Raw genomic sequence first — 18,542 nt, 5'->3', positions numbered from 1 at the left:
CCATGCTGAAAAGACATATCCATTCGTACACAAAGAATATTTCTGTCCGCCCAACATGGTATGCTTATTGTAAATCCAGCGGGAAAAGAAACTGAGAGAGCTATTCATGACAATGCGACGCCCGACCGCCATTCTTCTCGCCCTGCTGGCCTTCGCGATCCTGGCGGGATGTGCCCTCCTCGAAGGCGAGAGCCCGCTCACCCCCGAAGAACGCCGATGGGTCAAGGACCACCCGGACGGCGTGAAGGTCGGCGTGGGCCTGCACTACCCGCCCTACGAGACCTTCGACCTCAACGGCTCGTACCAGGGGTTGAGCGCCGACTTCATCAGCCTCATCAGCGAAAAGACGGGGCTCGAATTCAAGCCCGTGCGTTTCCGCAATCGCCAGGAGACCCTCAAGGCGCTCCTGTCGGGAGAGGTCCAGGTGATGGCCGCCTTGGAGATGACCCCCAGCTCCGCGAGGATCTGGATTTCACGCAGCCGTACATCAGCGTGCCCGCCGCCATCATCTGCCGCAAGGAGTTCACCGAGGACCTGACGCTGGACAAACTCTCCGGCATGCGCATAGGCGTCACCGTCTCCGACCACTTCACCAAGTACCTGCACGAACGCTACCCCGACGGGGGCTACACCATCGTCCCTATGGTGGGCGGCTACATCGGCGGCCTCCGGTCGCTGGCGGTGGGCGACGTGGACGCCCTGATCTGCGACATGGCCCTGGCCTCGCGCTACATCGCCAACGCCCGCATCAGCAACCTGCGCATCGCGGGCATCACCAACTACTCCATCGAACTGCGCATCGCCTCGCGCAAGGACGCGCCCATGCTCGGCAACATCCTGCGCAAGGGGTTGAGTCTCGTCCTGCCGCATGAACGGCAGGTCGCGGAAGAGGAATGGCTGTCGCTCCAATACCGCCCCTTCTGGGCCAGCCGAACGTTCTGGTTCTCCGTATTCGCGGTCTGCGGCGTCATCTTCGGCAGCATCGTGCTGATCCTGTTCTGGAACCGAAGCCTCAAACGGCAGGTCAACCAGCGGACCCTGACCTTGAGCTCCATCAACAAGGTCCTGCTCGGGTCCCTGGACTGCCGGACCGCGCAGGAGGTCATGTTCCGCTGCCTGGCCGAGGCCAAAACCATGTCCGCAAGCGACCAGACCTCCCTGTGCCTGATCCACAAGGACCGGGTCATGACGCGCATTCTCTCCATTTCCGGCGACGACTTCGTCGAAGACACGACCGAGCACGACGACGATTCGGTCGAATTGACGCCGGAACAGGTCGCGGAGCTCGAAGCGGGGCGTCACGTCCGGGTGTCCATCGAGAACGAGGCCAAACAGATCGTGGCGGTTCCCCTCAAGGCTGATTCCAGCGCGAACCAGCCGGTGATCACCGTCCTGCGTTCGCGCCGGGAGTATACGGACAACGAGATCTCCCTGTTGACCGAGGTCCTCTTCGCGTTCGACGAGGCGCTCCAGCGGAAACGCACGGAAATCTCGCTGCACGACAAGGAGCGCCAGCTCCAACGGGTGCAGCGGATGGAAGCCCTCGGCACCCTCGCGGGCGGCATCGCCCACGACTTCAACAACCTGCTCGGCGTCATCGTGGCCAACGGCGAGATGATCGAACTCTTCCACATCGACGGCAACCAGGCGCTGAAGTCCAAGACGCGGGCCATTCTGACCGCCGCCTACAGGGGACGGGACCTGGTCAGCCAGATATTGAGCTTCACCAGCCGGGGCAGCGAAGAAGCGCGGCTCATCAACATAAGTCCGATCATCAAGGAGGCGGTAAAATTCCTGAAGGCGTCCCTCCCGGCCTCGATCAACATCGAATACGAGATCGGCAAGCCGGAACCGCCCGTGCGGGCCGACCCGACCCAGGTCCACCAGGTCATCATGAACCTGTGCACCAACTCGGCTCACGCCATGGAAGACAACGGCGGCACCCTCTCCATCAGCCTGAACATGGCCGAACCGCCGGCCGGAGAGGACGGCAAGGGCATGCGGAGCGGCAACTGCCTCTGCCTCACGGTGAGCGACACGGGCAAGGGCATCCCCGAAAGCATCCAGGAACGGATCTTCGACCCCTTCTTCACCACCAAGACCCTGGGGCAGGGCACAGGACTGGGCCTGGCCGTGGTCCAGGGCATCGTCAAGGCGTGGGGCGGATTCGTCTGGATGAACTCGACCGAAAACAAGGGAACGACATTCCGCATCTACATCCCGTCGCGCGCCGACGAGCCGTTCGACCTGCCCGGCCAGGTCCTGCGGCGCAAACTTCCCGGCGGGACGGGCACGATCCTCTTCGTTGACGACGAGGACGAATTAGCCGAATCCTACAGCGAACTGCTGACGAGCCTCGGCTACAAGGTCCACCCCGTCACCGACAGCCGGAAGGCGCTCGCCATGTTCGAGGCCTCCCCCGACGGCTTCGACCTGGTCATCACCGACTACAACATGCCCGGCCTGCAGGGAGACAAGCTGGCGAAACAGATTCTCGCCATCCGTCCCGACCTCCCGATCATCCTGTGCACGGGGTACAGCCACACCTTCGGCGAGCAAGACGCCAAGGCGATCGGCATCGAAACCTTTCTGAACAAGCCCGTCGAGCTGCGCAGCCTGGCCACGGCCGTCAGCCGGTTCCTCGGCCCGGGCGACGGCCTGTTCAACAGCAACCAGCGTTAACAGAGGAAACCCATGGCAAACGTACTGATCATCGACGACGACCAACCGACCTGCGAAGCCCTGGCGGAACTCGTAAGAAACATCGGCCATGAAGCCGATTTCGCCCTGACCGCCCGGGACGGCGTAGCCAAGGCCGAAGGCGGGGATTTCGACGTCGTCTTTCTGGACATCCGACTGCCCGACGCCAACGGACTCAGCATTCTTCCGACCTTGCGGCAACGGCAACTTCCGCCCGAGGTCATCATACTGACCGGCCTCGGCGACCCGGACGGCGCGGAACTGGCCATCCGCAACGGCGCCTGGGATTACCTGCAAAAACCCCTGTCCCCCAAGAAGATTCTGCTCCCCCTGCAACGGGTCCTGAAATACAGGGACACGCTACGCAAGCACGCCAAGCTGCCCGACACCTTCGACCGGTGTGGCATCGTCGGAACCAGCCCGGCCATCACCAACGCCCTGGAGAAACTCGCCTCGGCCGCCCGGAGTGAAGCAAGCGTCCTGATCACCGGCGAAACCGGCACCGGCAAGGAGCTCTTCGCCAAGGCGCTGCACAACAACAGCCGCCGGTCCTCCGGCCCCTTCATCGTGGTCGATTGCGCGGCCATTCCGGCCACCTTGTTGGAAAGCACCCTCTTCGGCCACGTCAAGGGGGCCTTCACCGGTGCCGACAGACCCAGCCAGGGCCTGGTCCTCAAGGCCGACAAGGGAACGCTCTTCCTGGACGAAATCGGCGAGATGTCGCTCGACCTGCAAAAAAGGCTGCTGCGCGTCCTCCAGGAACGGCGGTACCGTCCGGTGGGGGCCAATCACGAGGAAGAAAGCGATTTCCGTATGGTAGCCGCAACCCACCGCAATCTTGGAACAATGGTTGACGGCGGCCTCTTTCGACAGGACCTCTTGTACCGCCTGGGGGCCATGGTCATCGAACTGCCGCCGCTGCGCGACCGGCGGGATGACATCAAGGAGCTCGCCGAATGTGTCATCCGGCGCATCTGCGCCGGATACGGCGTGCCGCCCAAGACGCTCACCTGCGAGGTCGTGGACGTCTTCACGGCCTACGACTGGCCGGGCAACGTCAGGGAACTGGGCAACGTCCTGGAGAGTTCCGTGGCCAACGCCTACGAGATGCCCGAGCTGTACGTCCACAACCTTCCCGAGCAACTGCGCATCCGCATACTCAAGGAGTCCATGTCCAGAAACGACGGCGGCTCGGCATGCCTTGCCGACGCCCCCGATGAAACGGAGATCGACAACGCAATCCAGGCGGACGGAGAGATATTGCCCTACAAGTCGTTCCGGCAGGAGGTGCTGACCCGGGCGGAGCAGCGCTATTTCACTCGGCTCTTCGAAGCGTGCGACGGCAACATCAAGCAGGCATCCCGGCTCTCCGGGCTGGGCAAAAGCCGCCTGTACGCGCAACTGCGAAAGTACGGCCTGGAAAAGGATTGACCCATTCCACTTTTTCCGGACATTCCGCAACAAGTGCACGGAATCCTTCCCACGCAAGCGGGATAAGCGGGCCACGCCCATGCAACGAATCCGCAACCATCTGTTTCTTCAAGACAAAGACATTGGCATGATTGTTGTTAAGTAACCGGCAGTTTGTGAATGTTGTTACTCTTGAAAGAAGCAGGGAGTATTAATGAACAAGGAAAAGACAACCGACGCCCCCGCATTCGGCAGCGTCAAGCGACGGAGCGTCCTCAAATGGGGCGCCATGCTGGGCAGTATAGCCGCCGTATCCGGCGGAGGGCTCTTCTACGGACTGAAACAAGCAAACGGCGAGGCCACCAAGGACGAAAAGACCGTCTGGACGTCATGCAACGTCAACTGCGGCAGCCGGTGCCTGCTGCGCGCCCATGTCACCGACGGCGTACTCACCCGCATCGAGACGGACAACGGCGGCGACGAGACCTATGGCCTGCATGAGATCCGGGCTTGCCTGCGCGGCCGCTCCATGCGCCGCCGCCTGTACGCCCCGGACCGGCTGAAATACCCCATGAAGCGCGTGGGCAAGCGCGGCGAAGGCAAGTTCGAGCGCATTTCCTGGGACGAAGCCTTTGACGAGATCGCCAAGCGGCTGAAGAAGACCCTTGATGAATACGGCAACGAAGCCGTCTATCTCAGCTACGCCACCGGCAACCTGGGTGCCGTACTGTCCAAGTCCTGGCCGCCGTCCACCAGTCCGGTGGCCCGGCTCATGAACTGTATGGGCGGGTACCTCAATCACTACGGTACCTACAGCACGTCGCAAATATCCGTATCCCTGCCTTACATGTACGGCGGGGGCTGGGTCAATGGCAACCACATCAACGACGTCTCCCAAGCCCAACTCGCGGTCTTCTTCGGCAACAACCCGGCCGGGACACGCATGAGTGGCGGCGGCACCGTATACGATCTGCTCGAAGCCAAGAAAAAGGGAAACACCCGCGTCATCGTCATTGATCCCAGGCACACCGACACCGCCGCGGCCGCCGCCGACGAATGGATTCCCATCCATCCCGGCACGGACGCCGCCCTGGTCAGCGGCCTCGCCTACGTCATGATCAGCGAGGGCCTGGCGGACGAAGACTTCATCAAGCGGTACACGGTGGGATTCTCCGAGGACTCCATGCCCGAAGGCGTTCCGGCCGGCAATTCCTACAAATCATACATCATGGGCACCGGCCCCGACGGCACGCCCAAGACGCCCGAATGGGCCGCGTCCATCACCGGCATTCCCAAGGAACGGATCATCAAGCTGGCCCGCGAGATCGCCGGAGCCAAGCCGTGCTTCATCGTCCAGGGATGGGGCTCCCAGCGCCACGCCAACGGCGAACACACCTCGCTCGCCATCTGCGCCCTGGCCGTTCTCACCGGCAACGTGGGCATCCAGGGCGGCAACACCGGAGCCCGTGAAGGCGACAGCGCGGTAAAGTTCAGCGCGTTCCCCACGCTGAAGAACCCCGTTTCCACGGCCATTTCCGTCTTCATGTGGACCGACGCCATCGAGCGCGGCCCCGAGATGACGGCCCTGGCCGACGGCGTGCGCGGCCGCGACAAGCTGGAAGTACCCATCAAGTTCATCTGGAACTTCGCGGGCAACTGCATCATCAACCAGCACTCCGACATCACCACCACCCGGCGCATCCTGGAAGATGAAAGCAAGTGCGAGACCATCGTGGTCATCGACAACTTCCTGACCTCCAGCGCCCGCTACGCCGACATCCTGCTCCCCGGGACCGCAAACCTGGAAGAGGATGACTTCGCCAACGGCGGGAAGAGCGCGTACCTCAAGTACGTCATCTTCGCCCAGAAGGCGGTCGAGCCCTTCTTCGAATCGCGTTCCGTGTACGACATCTGCGCCGGCGTGGCCAAGCGCATGGGCGTGGAACAGGCCTTCACCGAGGGGCGGACGCGCGACCAATGGCTGCGCAAGATCTACGAAGATTCCCGAGCGAACCTTCCGACCTTGCCCCCCACGATCGAAGACGCCTTCAAGGTCGGCGTGTACAAGGAAAAGATCGAGGGTCCGACCCCCGTGCCCTACCGGGCGTTCCGGGAAGACCCCGAAGCCAACCCGCTGCCCACGCCTTCCGGCAAGATTGAACTCTTCAGCAAGAAGCTGTGGGACATCGGACAAACCTGGAAATTGGCCAAGGGCGACCGCATTCCGGCGCTGCCGGAATACCTGGCCACCTGGGAAGGCGTCGGCGACCCCAAGCGGAAGGACTTCCCCCTCCAGTTGATCGGCCACCATTACAAGCAGCGCACGCACTCCACCTATGGCAACGTGGACTGGTTGAAGCAGGTCGCTCCGCAGGAGCTCTGGATCAACCCGCTGGATGCGGAAAGACGCGGCATCAAGCATGGCGAAATGGTGAAGGTGTTCAACGACCGGGGCACGGTCTTCATCCCGGCGAAGGTGACCATGCGCATCATGCCCGGCGTCCTCAGCCTGCCCCAGGGAGCCTGGTTCACGCCCGGTGCCGACGGGGCGGACCACGGCGGCTGCGTGAACATGCTGACCTCGCAGCGTCCCAGCCCGCTCTCCAAAGGCAATCCCCAGCACACCAACCTCGTCGAAGTCGTGAAGGCTTAAGGAGAAGTTCATGTTGAAGCGTCCAGCTTTTCATATAGATATCTCCCGCTGCACCGGATGCAAGACGTGCATGGTCGCCTGTATCGACAAGCACGATCTGCCTCTCGGCGTCATGTGGCGGAGAGTGACCGAATACGTCGGAGGAGAGTGGGTGGAACGCCCTGACGGCACGTACACGCAAAACGTGTTCAGCTACTACCTGTCCATCTCCTGCAACCACTGTGAAAACCCCATCTGCGTCCGCTCGTGTCCCACCACGGCCATGCACAAGGGCGAGGACGGCATCGTCTCCGTCGATCACGACAAATGTGTCGGCTGCCGCTACTGCGAATGGGGCTGTCCCTATTCCGCTCCCCAGTACAATCCGGAGATCGGCAAGATGACCAAGTGCGACTTCTGCCGCGACTACCTCCAGGAGGGCAAGGAGCCCGCCTGCGTCGCCGCCTGCCCCTGTCGCGCGCTCGACTTCGGGGAATACGAGGACCTTGTCGCCAAGTACGGCAAACTGAACATCGTCGCGCCCCTGCCCGATCCGAAAATAACCCAGCCCAACATCATCGTCACGCCTGGCCCGACCGCCAAGCCCGGCGGTTCGAGAATGGGCAAAATCAGCAACCCCGAGGAGGTGTAGCATGTTTTCCAGTGATTGGAGCCTCGTCCTGTTCACCATCCTCGTTCAGAGCGCGGTGGGGATCGTGGTCATAACGGAAGGCGCCCGGCTCTTCTCCGGCGCAAAAGGCGCCGCGTTGCGCCTGCAGACTCCGGTGGCATGCGTCCTGACCGCCCTCGGCCTGGTCCTGTCCCTGACCCACCTCGGCACCCCCCTGCACAGCGTGTTCACCATCATGAACCTCGGGCACTCGTGGCTCAGCCGGGAAATCCTGTCCGTGTCCGCCTTCTTCGCCGCCATCCTCGCGCTCGCCTTCGTGCGGATGCGCAACGATGAGGCCAAGGCCGCACCCCTTTCCCTGCTCGCCATGCTCCTGGGGCTGTTCGCGGTCTTCGTCATGACCAAGGTCTACCTGCTGGAAACCGTTCCCGTCTGGAACACCGTGGCCACCGCCTTCAGTTTCTACGGGACCACGCTCCTGGCCGGAGCGGTCGTCTGCGGCGTGATCGGCAGCATCGAGAACAGCGGCAAGGAATGCGGCGAGCCCTGCGCTTCCGTAACCGGGCTGCTCTGCGTCTCCGCGCAGGTCGGCCTCGCCCTCAAGTTCATCGCCATCGTCCTGAACATGGTCGCCCTGAGCAGTGTCGACAGCCTCGGAGTCAGCGGCCTCGACATGGTGGCGGGCGAAGGGCTGACCGTGCTGGTGGTCCGCATCGCCATGATCTGCGCGGGCGTCGGCATCTTCACCTGGTTCGGCCTCAAGGCCATCGGCGCCAAGCAGCTCCGCATGGCCACGAACCCCGCCCTGTGCGCCCTCGCGCTGATCATGGCCGGGGAGATCATCGACAGGCTGATGTTCTACGGGACCTACATGCGCATCGGCATCTAAACGAAAACAAGGCCCGGAGGTTCGCCTCCGGGCCGCCACGGACACCATGAACGCAGCAAACATCGGCGCTTGCGCCCTTACACTGAATTTCCTCGCCCGGCTCTTCATCGAACCGCCGGACGCCCGTTTCATCGAACTGGTCCGCGAAAACAAGGTCTTTGAGGAATGGCCGCTCGAACCGTCGAACGAGGACTCGGCCGAGGCGCTGCTTTTCCTGAAGGAGGGCGTCGCGACCCACGACGAAGCGGCCCAGACCGCGCTGCTGGCGGAATATGCCGCCCTCTTCATCGGCCCGGACAACGCCATTCCCCTTTGGGAATCCGTCTGGACCACCAAGGACCGGCTCCTCTTCGACGGGCCCATGTTCGACGTGCGCGACGCCTACGCCGAATACGGCCTCGCCTCGCCCAACCCCGACCATGAGCCCGACGACCACTTCGGCCTTGAAGTATCCTTCCTCGGCGGTGTCATGGGCTGTTTGGCCGAAGCCGCCGAGCAAGACGACACGGAAGCCGCGGCCAAGCACTTCGCCATGGCCGGCAGATTCGTGAACGCCCACCTCTCGCGCTGGGCCACCCGGTTCCTGGAGGTGGTCGCCAACCACGAGAACGCGTCCTTCTACAAGGCCGTTTCCATCCTTTGCGCCGACACCCTGGCCCAGGCTGCCGACCTCCTGCAACCTGGGCAAGCCTAGCTTCCATCGGGACGCCGCCATACTCGATACGCCAGTCATCACCCCCTCGCGCTGCCCGGAGCGCCTCGGCGTCCGGTGCGGACGATGTCTGGCGGCGTGCCCGACGGAGGCGCTCAGTCTGCACGGCGAACCGGCCATCAAGGCCGATGCGTGCAGACGCTGCGGAGCCTGCGCCTCCGTATGCCCCACGGAGGCGCTGGCCCATCCGGCCGCGGCCGTCCTGCTCCGGGATATCCCGAAAGGCACGGGCCACGCCGCTCAGGTCCTGCGCTGCCCCCAAGCCGGGCCGACCGAACAGCGCGAGCACCGGGTCCAGGGCTGCCTTTCCTGCCTCGGGCTTGAGACCCTGCTCGCCCTTTGGCTTCTCCACAGGCGAACCGTCACGTTTCTCACCGGGGATTGCTCCGCCTGCCAAAACGGCGACGGGAACAACACCTTCACGGCCACCCTGGCCCAGGCCGAAGCCGTCCTGGCCCGGTCGAAGGACGCCCCGGCACAGCCCTTCGCCGTGAAGACGACGTTAAAAAGCGACGCGCCCCCACGGCGGGAAGGCGACGTGTCGCTCTCTCGAAGAAATTTCCTGGGCTTGCTGCGTGGCGGCCGGACCGAATCCGCCGCCAAGGCCCCGACCCCCGGCACAGGCAAACGGGCATCGCTGGCCGGGCTCTTGCGAACGCTGGACGCCCGGGGGCCCCTCCCCGGCGGGATGGCTGCAGGGACCATGCGAAGCAACGGCAACTGCACGGCCTGCGGGGCCTGCGCCAAAGCCTGCGCGACCGGGGCGCTAACGCTGACCGGAGACAGCGTGCGGACGCTGACGTTCACCCCCGCCCTCTGCGTCGCCTGCGGAGCCTGCGTCAAGGTCTGCCTGCCGAGCGTTCTCTCCCTCTCTCCGGCAAGCCTCGAATCCCTTGCGGCCTCTCCCCGGGTGCTGTTCCGGGGCGATACCGGGACCTGCAAACGGTGCCGAGCCAAAACGGCCGCCCTGGACGAGAACGGGCTCTGCCCCGTCTGCGCCCGCAAACTCCACATGCTGAACGACGCATCCTGACCCTCGGGCGGTTGCCCATTGGCAGCACGGCATTTCACACGGTCACAAACAGCGAATTGAAACTGTAGTCATCCTCCCGCCTTTTCCACCAACGACGCGGAACAACGGGGATAGCGCGGATCGCAATCCGCACGCCCCGAATATTCCCGTTTTCTGGCCAAGAAACGCCGTTATTCATGTCTTTCCCGCATGCGATACATGTCGAGACGGTATTGGACCACCTTCCTTCCATGCCGATAGGGTGTCATTGCTTGGCCTTGTATAGCAAAAGAGCGGCGCCTTGCAGTACGTCGCAAGAACCGCCCGGGCGGCAGTTTCGTCTTCCAGGGACCGCACCACGCATGCCATGCCCTCCGAGGTGGAAGGGATGGCGTTCATGGACGACGGCACGTTCCTCCTGATCAGCGGCAATGACCACGTCGTGGACGCTCCCTCGGGAGTATACCGGTTCAGGACGGCTCGATAGCGATTCAGGCCCTAGGTCCCCATTCACCCTTTCACCAAAGAGGTCGTGTTATGCACAGTGTTGGCTTCATGCGGTCGGCGGTCCGGTTTTGCGCCGCCGCCCTGCTGGCGGCGTCCGTCGCCGCGACGGCATTCGCCGGATCGGACTTGGACAGCCGATTCGGAGCGCTTTCCGCTCCCGGCTACCTGAAATATTACGATACGGATTACTCGGGCAGGGTCGCCACCAATCCCTACATGCAGATAGCAAGCCCCGAGACTCCCCTCTTCGTGGACGAGGACACGGACTACATCTGGATCATCGACAAGGACGGCCGCTTCATTCTCGGGGAAGAAGCCAAATCGCCCTGGGGACAGACCTACCGGCACGGTTTCGTCCGCCCCGAAGACGGCTCGGTCAAAGGCGACGGATACAGCGAGAAGTACGGCCACGCGGCCCTGGTGGGAGGCGAACCCGCCCGCATCGCCGGTGAGCTCTTTCACGAAAAGAACGCCTGGGTCATGAACAACAAGTCCAGCCGTTTCAGCAAGGGGCGCGCGGACCGTACCGAGGCCCAGTTGAAGAACGCCGCCTCCCTGTTCGCTTCCCTGGCCCCCGGCGTTTCCGCGGTCAAGGTGGAGTACCTGCCCCAGTACGGGGCCAGGCAACAGTTCGCCACCAAGGGCGACATGACCGACATCGAATATCACTACCAGCTCGATCCCGCCGGAGCGCTGATTCCGGGCACGGGCAAGCTGTCCAAGGCGTTCATGGAGAAAACCCCCTTCATCAAGTGGAAGAACAAGCCCGCATACAAGGAAGGGTTCTACATCGACACCTATGACCGCTACCTAAAGAAACGCAACCAGGTCCTGCGCGTGCGCTTCGACCTCAAGAAGCCGGAAAAATCCAAGATCACGCTGAAATCCCGCAGCGCCGACGTGGGCAAGGTCACGTTCTTCGGCCGGAAGCCGGGCGGCGAAATCGACGCGTTCTTCGGCGAGGAGGCCTATTCCTACTCCGTGGACACCCCTGTGCGCCGGGACGACCTCGACCTGACTACCACAACGCCCGCCGAAGTGTTCGCGCTCCTCGAACGGCGGGACCCCGCCTTCTATGCGCTCACCCGGGGACTGCGCGCCCAGGGCCTGGCCAATATCGGCGCGAGCCCGGTCATGAGCATGGGTAAATTCAAGGGCTCGATCATCCAAGGCGAGTTCAAAGGCAAGGGAGTCGAGCTCCAGGTCTGGACCGTCAAGGGCGACACCGTTCCCGTACTGGCCGAAATCGGCTTTTCCGGCGACATTGCGAAGAAGGCCAAGCTGGACGCCCGCGACCGATGGTTGTCCGCCACGCTCAAGCGAAACGGCCTGCTGGCGGCCGATCCAGGCGCGTCCAAAACCGAAATAAGCCTCGGCCTCTCCGGACGGTTCCACGCCTCGGACGACTTCCTGAAGGCGCTGGAAGGACCGCAATGCCGCAACGCGGACGGCACCGTGAACGTCCTGCTGGGCAAAACGGACTCCGCCGCCGAAAAGGTCGCCGCAACCTACGGGAAGCGGGCCGCCGCCGGTTCGGTTCGTCAGACCTTGGTGAAGGAGAACGGCAAGGCGCTTCCGGTGGTCGTGCTCGACGGTCCGGGTTCCGGCCCTTGCTCGGCCGTCATTGCGGGCATGAAGGACGGGGTACTTGTGGCCTTCGCGGGCCCGGACCGGACCGAACTGAAAAAAATCGTGGCTGCCCTGGCCAACCGGGGCGCAGCCGTCAATGCCGTGGGCGACGCCAACGCGGCCTTCCTCAAGGTCAACGTCAAACGTGGACGGACCCCGACGCTGATGAAATGATCCGGCGGCAAGACCGCCAACTAGAGGGTCGGCTCTAACTCGCGCTCCAGGCAGGGAATTCCCGGCCTGGAGCCTTTTTTCTCGAAAGCCGTCACGCGGCGAGCATCGGACGCCTTCGCCGCGATTCATCCGCCCGGGGGGCTCCCTTCGAAACGCACCGCATCCGGCGCGGCCTTTCTCGTTTGCGAAAAGGCGTCAACGAAAGACATCCCCCTTTCATGCGCCCAGTGCGGTCCGCCGCCCCTACCCGGTGAGATGGAGAAGCTTCTTGAGGGAACGTGAATTGGTGAAGTCGGCCCGGTTCAGCAGGTGTTGCAAAAAGGCCTGGCAGGCCGTGCCAAGGCGACGGTTGGCGTTGACGAACGCATTGAAGTCCATGGTGAAATCGAACCCCTTGACGTTCAGGATGGCCAACCTGCCGTCGTCCACCTCCCGCTTGACCGCCGAATAGGGCAGGGCCGTCAGGCAACCCTCCACCTGGGCGAACCGCTTGGCCGTGGCCACGCGGTTGACCACCACGCCCGGCTCCTGCATCGGCGTGTTCTTGAACAGCTCGCGCACGTAGAGCCGGGTCTGCGTGCCCTTCTCGCGCCAGACGAACTGATATCCCCGCATGTCCTCCGGGGTGACCACCGATTTCTTGCAAATCTCGCTGTCGGTGCGGGTCACGATGACCAACCGTTCCTTGTGCACCATGGCCCAGAGAAGCTGTCGGCTCTCCACGCCTGCGGCCCCGCCGAAACCGATATCCGCCTCGCCGTCGCCGACGAGTTGCTTGACCACGTGGGTGTTGCCCGAGAGCTGTTCGATAGTCACGCCCGGGAACTGCGTGCGGAAAGCCGCGATGGCCGGCGGCAGCAGGTAAGTGGCGATGGCCGCCGAGGCCGCGATGGTGATCCGCCCGCGCCGGAGTTCGACTATGTCGTCGAACAAGGACTCCACCTCCGCGTGCAGGGCAAACAGCTCCCGCGCCTTGGCCCGCAGGATCTCCCCGTTGGGCGTCAGCTCGATGCTCCGCCCCCGACGCTCGAACAGGTCCACCCCGTAGCGGTGTTCCAGGGCCTGCACATGACGGCTGACCGCTGGTTGAGTGATGAACAATTCCCCGGCCGCCTTGGTGAAACTGCCGGTCTCGCACACGGCCATGAATACTTTCAGCGATGTCTCATTCATAACTTCACGTCATACCAATTATGCTTAGATATTATTTGTTTTTATCATAAATGACGCGGTAATAAATGTCCATTGTTGAACAACCAAACATTGTCTCAAAACTTTTATCGGAGAATCCAATGGCTAAAGAAATCGAACGCAAGTTCCTGCTGGTCGGCGACGACTGGCGCGAGTTGGCCAAGGGCACCCACTACCGTCAGGGGTACCTGAACAGCGCCAAGGAGCGTACCGTCCGCGTCCGGACCATCGACGACAAGGGCTTTCTGACCATCAAGGGCATCACCACCGGCGCGACCCGCGTGGAATACGAATACGAGATTCCGCACAGCGACTGCACCGAGATGCTCGACAACCTGGCCGAGCAGCCGATCATCGAAAAGGCCCGCTACAAGATCGAGTTCGGCGGATTCATTTGGGAAGTGGACGAGTTCTTCGGCGTCAACAAGGGCCTCGTAGTCGCCGAGATCGAACTCAAGAGCGAAGACCAGGCCTTTGAAAAACCCTCCTGGGTCGGCGAGGAAGTCACCGGCGACCCCCGCTACTACAACTCCAACCTGGTCGCCAACCCGTACACCACCTGGTAACCACTGAGCATCCGGAGAAAAGTATGACAGACGTATACACCGCCAACACGGCCACTTCGGCCGAAGAAGCCTCGAAAATCGTCCCCCGCGCGGAATTCCGCGTTTTCGGCCAGGGCATCCTCGACATCGTGAAGAAATCCATGTGGAAGGCGCAGGCCAAGCTCTTCAAGGTCCGCGAAAGCCGCGAAACCTACTTCCTGTCCGCCTACACCAACGAGGCCAACGTCAAGGTCCGCGACGGCCTGCTCGACATCAAGACCAAGGTGGGCGAGACAGAGAACGGCTACGAGATTTTCCAGCCGCGCGGCAAGTTCCAGTTCCCGGTGGGCAGGGCCGAAGTGGCCACCATCCTTGAAAACATGAAGGCCAAGGTGGATCTGACCAAGGATGAGTACACCCTCGACGACTTCATCGCCATCGTGAACGCCCATCCCGGCCTGGCCGCAGTGTCCGTGTTCAAGAAGCGCTTCGGCTTCTCCGTGGACAAGATCATTTGCGAATATGGCATCATCGAGTTCAACGGCGCCGTCCTGGAGACCGCCTGCTGCGAAAGCGAAGATTACGCAGGCATGACCAAGGCCATTGAAGCACTGGAAATCGGTTCCTTCGAGAACAGAAACTACCTCAAAGCCGCAAAGAGCGTCATCGGAATGGTGTAAATATCTGCTGGTGCCCCGAGCACCGTGCGAAAGAGACCCCCCGGGGCCGGTGAGGGCCCCGGGTGCCGATGATGGAAGGAGAATGACATGACCGCTGCCCCAAAAACAGTTTCCGACAGTGTCTCTTTTGATCCCCTGGACATGCGTAACTACACGCTGGAGAAGCTGCCCACGCTTCCCGCCGGGCCTTTGATGGAAAAAATCAAGATGGTCGGCGTTCCGCTGGCCGTGCTTTTCTTCTGCCTGTTCCATTTCCAATTCTTCGAAGTACAATCCTTCGCAACACAGACCAAGGTCCCGGCCGCGCACTGCTACACCATGCTCGGCATCTTCGGCGCATCCCTCATCCTCTGGATCTCGGAAGCCATCCCCAACTACCTGACCTCCATATTCCTGATCCTCGCCGTGGTCTTCTCCGGTATCCTCAAGGAAAAGGCGGCTTACGCCTTCTTCGGCCATCCGGTCATGATCCTCAACATCGCGAGCTTCATCCTCGCCAGCATGCTGGTGGCCACCGGCCTGGCCAAACGGCTGGCCCTGAAATTCATCATCAAGGCGGGCCATCGCGCGACGCCCGTCTTCTGGACCTTCCTGATCCTCAACCTGATACTCGGCGCGTTCATCAACGCCACCGCAGCCAAGGCGGCCCTGCTGATGCCCATCTTCATGGTCATCAGCGCCATCTACGGCGCAACGGGAGGCGATTCGCGCAACAACTTCGCCCGCAACCTCGTGCTCCAGAACCTGCTCGGCATCAACGTGTCGTGCAGCGCCTACATGACCGGTTCCGCCGCCAACCTGGTGGCCGCCAGCATGCTGGCGGGCGCGGGCGCCCAAATCTTCTACATGGACTGGTTCGTGGCTCTGGCCCCCTTGGCCTTCATCGTGCTCATTCTGGGCTGGCTGATCGGCGTGAGGTTCGTCTTTCCGATCCGGGGCCAAGAGAACTATCCCTCTATCGAAGGCGGCCTGGACCGGCTTCGCAGCGAACTGGAAAAGATGGGTCCCGTGACCCTGAATGAAATCAAGGCCGCCGTGATCTTTCTCCTGGTCCTCGGTTTCTGGGCCACGGACAAGCTGCACGGACTGAGCGCCACGGCGGTGGCCCTGACCGGCGCGGGCATCTGCCTGCTGCCGTCCTTCTCCCGCCTTCCCAAGATCGGCGTCATCGACTGGAACAACACCGACATCCCCTGGCACCTGCTCATGTTCAGCTTCGGTGCCTACGTCCTGGGCGGCGGCATCAAGGCCACGAACATCGTCGGCATCGGCATCAACAACCTGTTTGACTCCATGGGCCTCAACGGCGACCCCAACAAGCTCCTGATCTTCATGGTCCTCGCCACGCTGTTCAACTACTCGTCCATCCTGAACCAAAGCAAGACCGCGCGGACCATGATCTTCTTCCCGATCATCATCGGCGTCGCCCAGAACTTCGGGTGGGACGTGCTCGGCTTCGCGCTGCCCATGGCCTTCCTGATCAACCAGGTCTATGTCCTCTACTTCAACAGCAAACCGGCAACCATCTGTTACCTCGCCAACCACTACTCCAGTTTCGAGTCATTCAAATACGGCGTCGTGATGCAAACCGTCGTCATGCTGTGTTTGGTCCCCTGGGTGCAGTACGTCATGCCCCTCATGGGATTCGACAGCAAACTCTGGTAGTGCCCCCTTCCCGGCGCGGAGGGTCCACCCCGCCTCCGCGCCGGACCTCCTTGTCATATCGCGACTCCGCCTCCGGAGCCGTGAACTTTCTTCCCGGTCGATCCGCCCGGGGGCGATCGACCGTTGTCTCAAACCTTCCAACCTCCGGGATTTGCATCATGGGAATCAACATTCTGCGCTCCAGCATCAAAATCCAAAGACAAATAGACGAATTTCTGAATCAAATCAGTGAATCCGGGCTGATCTTCAAGTCCGGCACCGAGTCCTATCTGACGGGCGACGCCGAAGGCTTCGAGGCCAAACTGATCGACATCACCCGCAAGGAACACCGGGGCGACGAACTGCGCCGGACCATCGAGACGGCCCTGTACTCCAAGACCCTCATTCCCGAATCGCGCGGCGACGTGCTGGAGCTGCTGGAGAGCCTGGATTACCTGCTGGGCGGGTTCAAGGGCGCGCTGTGGCGCATCGAGATCGAATCCCCCGAGATCCCCGAACGCTTTCACGCGGGCATCCTCGAATTGAGCGACAACGTCATCAAGACCGCCGAAGCCATCGTCCTCTCGGCCCGGGCCTTCTTCAAGGACCTGTCCACGATCACCAACCACATGCACAAGGTCTCCTTCTGGGAAACCGAGTGCGACAAGATCGTCTCGCGCCTGCAGCGGGACATCTTCCGCGACGACACCCTGCGCCTGAGCCACAAGATGCAGTTGCGCGACTACACGGGCAGCCTGGACAAGATCGCGGACAAGGCCGAGGACGTCGCCGACAAGCTGGCCATCTACGTCATCAAGCGCTCGCTGTAGGAGAAAGGCCGGAAATGACCTCCATTTTCTTCTCCAGCGGCATTTTCCTGGGCTGGTCCCTGGGCGCCAACAACATGTCCAACGTCTTCGGCACGGCCGTGGGCACCCGGATGATCCGCTTCCGCACCGCCGCCATCTGGTGCAGCGTCTTCGTCATCCTCGGCTCGGTGATCAGCGGAAGCGGCGCCTCCGAGACCCTGGGCAAGCTGGGCTCCATCAACGCCATGCCCGGGGCCTTCATGGTCGCCCTGGCCTCGGCCGTGACCATGTTCCTGATGACCAAGGCGAGCTATCCGGCGTCCACCTCCCAGACCATCGTTGGGTCCATCGTGGGCTGGAACCTCTTCTCGGGCTCGCTCATCGACTACGGCGCGCTGACCCGGATTCTGTCCACCTGGGTCTTCTGCCCGATCCTGGCCGCGCTCTTCTCCATGCTCATGTACCTCCTGTGCCGCCGACTGCTCCGCTGGACCAAGCCGCACATGCTCACCCAGGACTTCCTGACCCGCATGGGCCTGCTGACGGCCGGGATCTTCGGTTCCTACGCCCTGGGGGCCAACAACATCTCCACGGTCATGGGCGTATTCGTGCCCATCTCCAACTTCTCGGAGATCAATCTCTTCAACCTGGTCACCCTGTCCGCGGCCCAGCAGCTCTTCTTCCTGGGCGGCCTGGCCATCGCCCTGGGCGTGTTCACCTATTCCAAAAAGGTCATCATGACCGTCGGGGGCGGAGGCATCATGAAGCTCTCGCCCGTGGCCGCCTTCATCGTAGTGGTCTCCCACTCCCTGGTTCTGACCATCTTCTCCTCCCAGGAGTTGAGCGACGCCTTCGTCTCCGTCGGTCTGCCCGCCATCCCCCTGGTCCCGGTATCCAGTTCCCAGGCCATCGTCGGCGCGGTCATCGGCATCGGCCTGCTCAAGGGCGGGCGCGCCATCCGCTGGCGCACGGTGGGTGCCATATGCAGCAGTTGGGCGGTGACCCCGGTGCTGGCCGCGGTCATCTGCTTCGTTTCCCTGTTCTTCCTGCAAAACGTGTTCATGCTCCAGACCTACCGCCCCGAGCGTTACCGGCTGACCTCGGCCGAGATTCAAGGCCTGACCCCGGCCGTGGACGTCGCCGGGCTGGACGAACTGGTCGGGCACACCTTCCCCAACGCCAGGGAGTTCAAGGACCGACTGGACCGGGTGCGTGTCTACCCCGAAGCGGACCTGCGACGGATCCTGGACTCGGCCAGACTGGGCGAGCCTCCGGCGGACGGCGTCACCGGGTACGAGGGCGTTCGGGTCACGGAGCAGAGGGTGGCGCCGTGAGCCGGCACAGACACTGGGTCGCCGGGGCCGCATTCCTGATCCT

15 protein-coding genes and 1 pseudogene are annotated in these 18,542 nt (G+C 62.5%); 15 read left to right on the top strand and 1 reads right to left on the bottom strand.

All coding sequences use genetic code 11. The features are described 5' to 3' along the window. Positions 1 to 106: 106 nt before the first annotated feature. The 10 genes and pseudogenes from J0909_RS02550 (at position 107) to J0909_RS02505 (ending at position 12,296) form a co-directional block, all read left to right on the top strand. Positions 107 to 538: a transporter substrate-binding domain-containing protein gene (locus tag J0909_RS02550; protein WP_207260218.1), complete on the top strand. Its 432-nt coding sequence runs from the start codon at positions 107 to 109 to the stop codon at positions 536 to 538. Further along, the gene (locus J0909_RS02545) at positions 493 to 2,682 is read left to right on the top strand and encodes an ATP-binding protein (protein WP_207260217.1); all 2,190 of its coding nucleotides are present in this window, start codon (positions 493 to 495) and stop codon (positions 2,680 to 2,682) included. Before J0909_RS02550 ends, J0909_RS02545 begins: the two co-directional genes overlap by 46 nt. Positions 2,683 to 2,694: 12 nt before the next feature. Beyond that, on the top strand, positions 2,695 to 4,131 hold the full coding sequence (locus J0909_RS02540) for a sigma-54-dependent transcriptional regulator (RefSeq protein ID WP_207260215.1): 1,437 nt from the start codon (positions 2,695 to 2,697) through the stop codon (positions 4,129 to 4,131). A gap of 193 nt (positions 4,132 to 4,324) precedes the next feature. Further along, positions 4,325 to 6,763 (top strand): DMSO/selenate family reductase complex A subunit, encoded by a 2,439-nt coding sequence (locus J0909_RS02535; protein WP_207260214.1) that lies wholly within the window; start codon positions 4,325 to 4,327, stop codon positions 6,761 to 6,763. A gap of 10 nt (positions 6,764 to 6,773) precedes the next feature. Further along, positions 6,774 to 7,394 (top strand): DMSO/selenate family reductase complex B subunit, encoded by a 621-nt coding sequence (locus J0909_RS02530; protein WP_207260211.1) that lies wholly within the window; start codon positions 6,774 to 6,776, stop codon positions 7,392 to 7,394. Between the two features lies 1 nt (position 7,395). Continuing rightward, the gene (locus J0909_RS02525) at positions 7,396 to 8,262 is read left to right on the top strand and encodes a dimethyl sulfoxide reductase anchor subunit family protein (RefSeq protein ID WP_207260210.1); all 867 of its coding nucleotides are present in this window, start codon (positions 7,396 to 7,398) and stop codon (positions 8,260 to 8,262) included. A 46-nt stretch (positions 8,263 to 8,308) separates the two neighbouring features. Beyond that, entirely contained in the window at positions 8,309 to 8,956 is a 648-nt protein-coding gene (locus J0909_RS02520) for a TorD/DmsD family molecular chaperone (protein WP_207260209.1), read from the top strand. Beyond that, positions 8,925 to 9,152 (top strand): annotated as a pseudogene (locus J0909_RS18530) (4Fe-4S dicluster domain-containing protein); the annotation flags it as partial. The gene J0909_RS02520 and the pseudogene J0909_RS18530, both read left to right, overlap by 32 nt. A gap of 360 nt (positions 9,153 to 9,512) precedes the next feature. After that, the gene (locus tag J0909_RS18525; protein ID WP_207260208.1) at positions 9,513 to 10,007 is read left to right on the top strand and encodes a 4Fe-4S dicluster domain-containing protein; all 495 of its coding nucleotides are present in this window, start codon (positions 9,513 to 9,515) and stop codon (positions 10,005 to 10,007) included. Positions 10,008 to 10,523: 516 nt separating this feature from the next. Further along, a complete protein-coding gene (locus J0909_RS02505; RefSeq protein ID WP_207260206.1) occupies positions 10,524 to 12,296 on the top strand; it encodes a hypothetical protein in 1,773 nt (590 codons plus the stop codon). Positions 12,297 to 12,539: 243 nt separating this feature from the next. Here the strand turns inward: J0909_RS02505 and J0909_RS02500 are convergent, their stop codons facing one another. Then, positions 12,540 to 13,469: a LysR family transcriptional regulator gene (locus J0909_RS02500; protein ID WP_207260204.1), complete on the bottom strand. Its 930-nt coding sequence runs from the start codon at positions 13,467 to 13,469 to the stop codon at positions 12,540 to 12,542. A gap of 119 nt (positions 13,470 to 13,588) precedes the next feature. On the opposite strand from J0909_RS02500, the gene J0909_RS02495 reads away from it, so the two are divergent. From J0909_RS02495 to J0909_RS02475, 5 genes are all read left to right on the top strand, one after another. Beyond that, a complete protein-coding gene (locus J0909_RS02495) occupies positions 13,589 to 14,053 on the top strand; it encodes a CYTH domain-containing protein (RefSeq protein WP_207260203.1) in 465 nt (154 codons plus the stop codon). 23 nt (positions 14,054 to 14,076) lie between these two features. Further along, positions 14,077 to 14,712: a hypothetical protein gene (locus tag J0909_RS02490; RefSeq protein ID WP_207260201.1), complete on the top strand. Its 636-nt coding sequence runs from the start codon at positions 14,077 to 14,079 to the stop codon at positions 14,710 to 14,712. 87 nt (positions 14,713 to 14,799) lie between these two features. After that, on the top strand, positions 14,800 to 16,377 hold the full coding sequence (locus J0909_RS02485; protein WP_207260200.1) for an SLC13 family permease: 1,578 nt from the start codon (positions 14,800 to 14,802) through the stop codon (positions 16,375 to 16,377). 158 nt (positions 16,378 to 16,535) lie between these two features. Further along, on the top strand, positions 16,536 to 17,186 hold the full coding sequence (locus J0909_RS02480) for a DUF47 domain-containing protein (protein ID WP_207260199.1): 651 nt from the start codon (positions 16,536 to 16,538) through the stop codon (positions 17,184 to 17,186). 14 nt (positions 17,187 to 17,200) lie between these two features. Further along, positions 17,201 to 18,499 carry an inorganic phosphate transporter gene (locus tag J0909_RS02475; RefSeq protein ID WP_207260198.1) on the top strand — a complete coding sequence of 433 codons (1,299 nt, stop codon included), beginning with the start codon at positions 17,201 to 17,203 and terminating at the stop codon, positions 18,497 to 18,499. Positions 18,500 to 18,542 lie beyond the last annotated feature (43 nt).

Origin of the sequence: Desulfovibrio sp. Huiquan2017 (assembly GCF_017351175.1) — a bacterium.
In the GTDB taxonomy this organism is placed as follows: Bacteria; Desulfobacterota; Desulfovibrionia; order Desulfovibrionales; family Desulfovibrionaceae; genus Pseudodesulfovibrio.
Note: the sequence above shows the minus strand (reverse complement) of the source record. Positions and strands in the feature narration are given on the sequence as shown.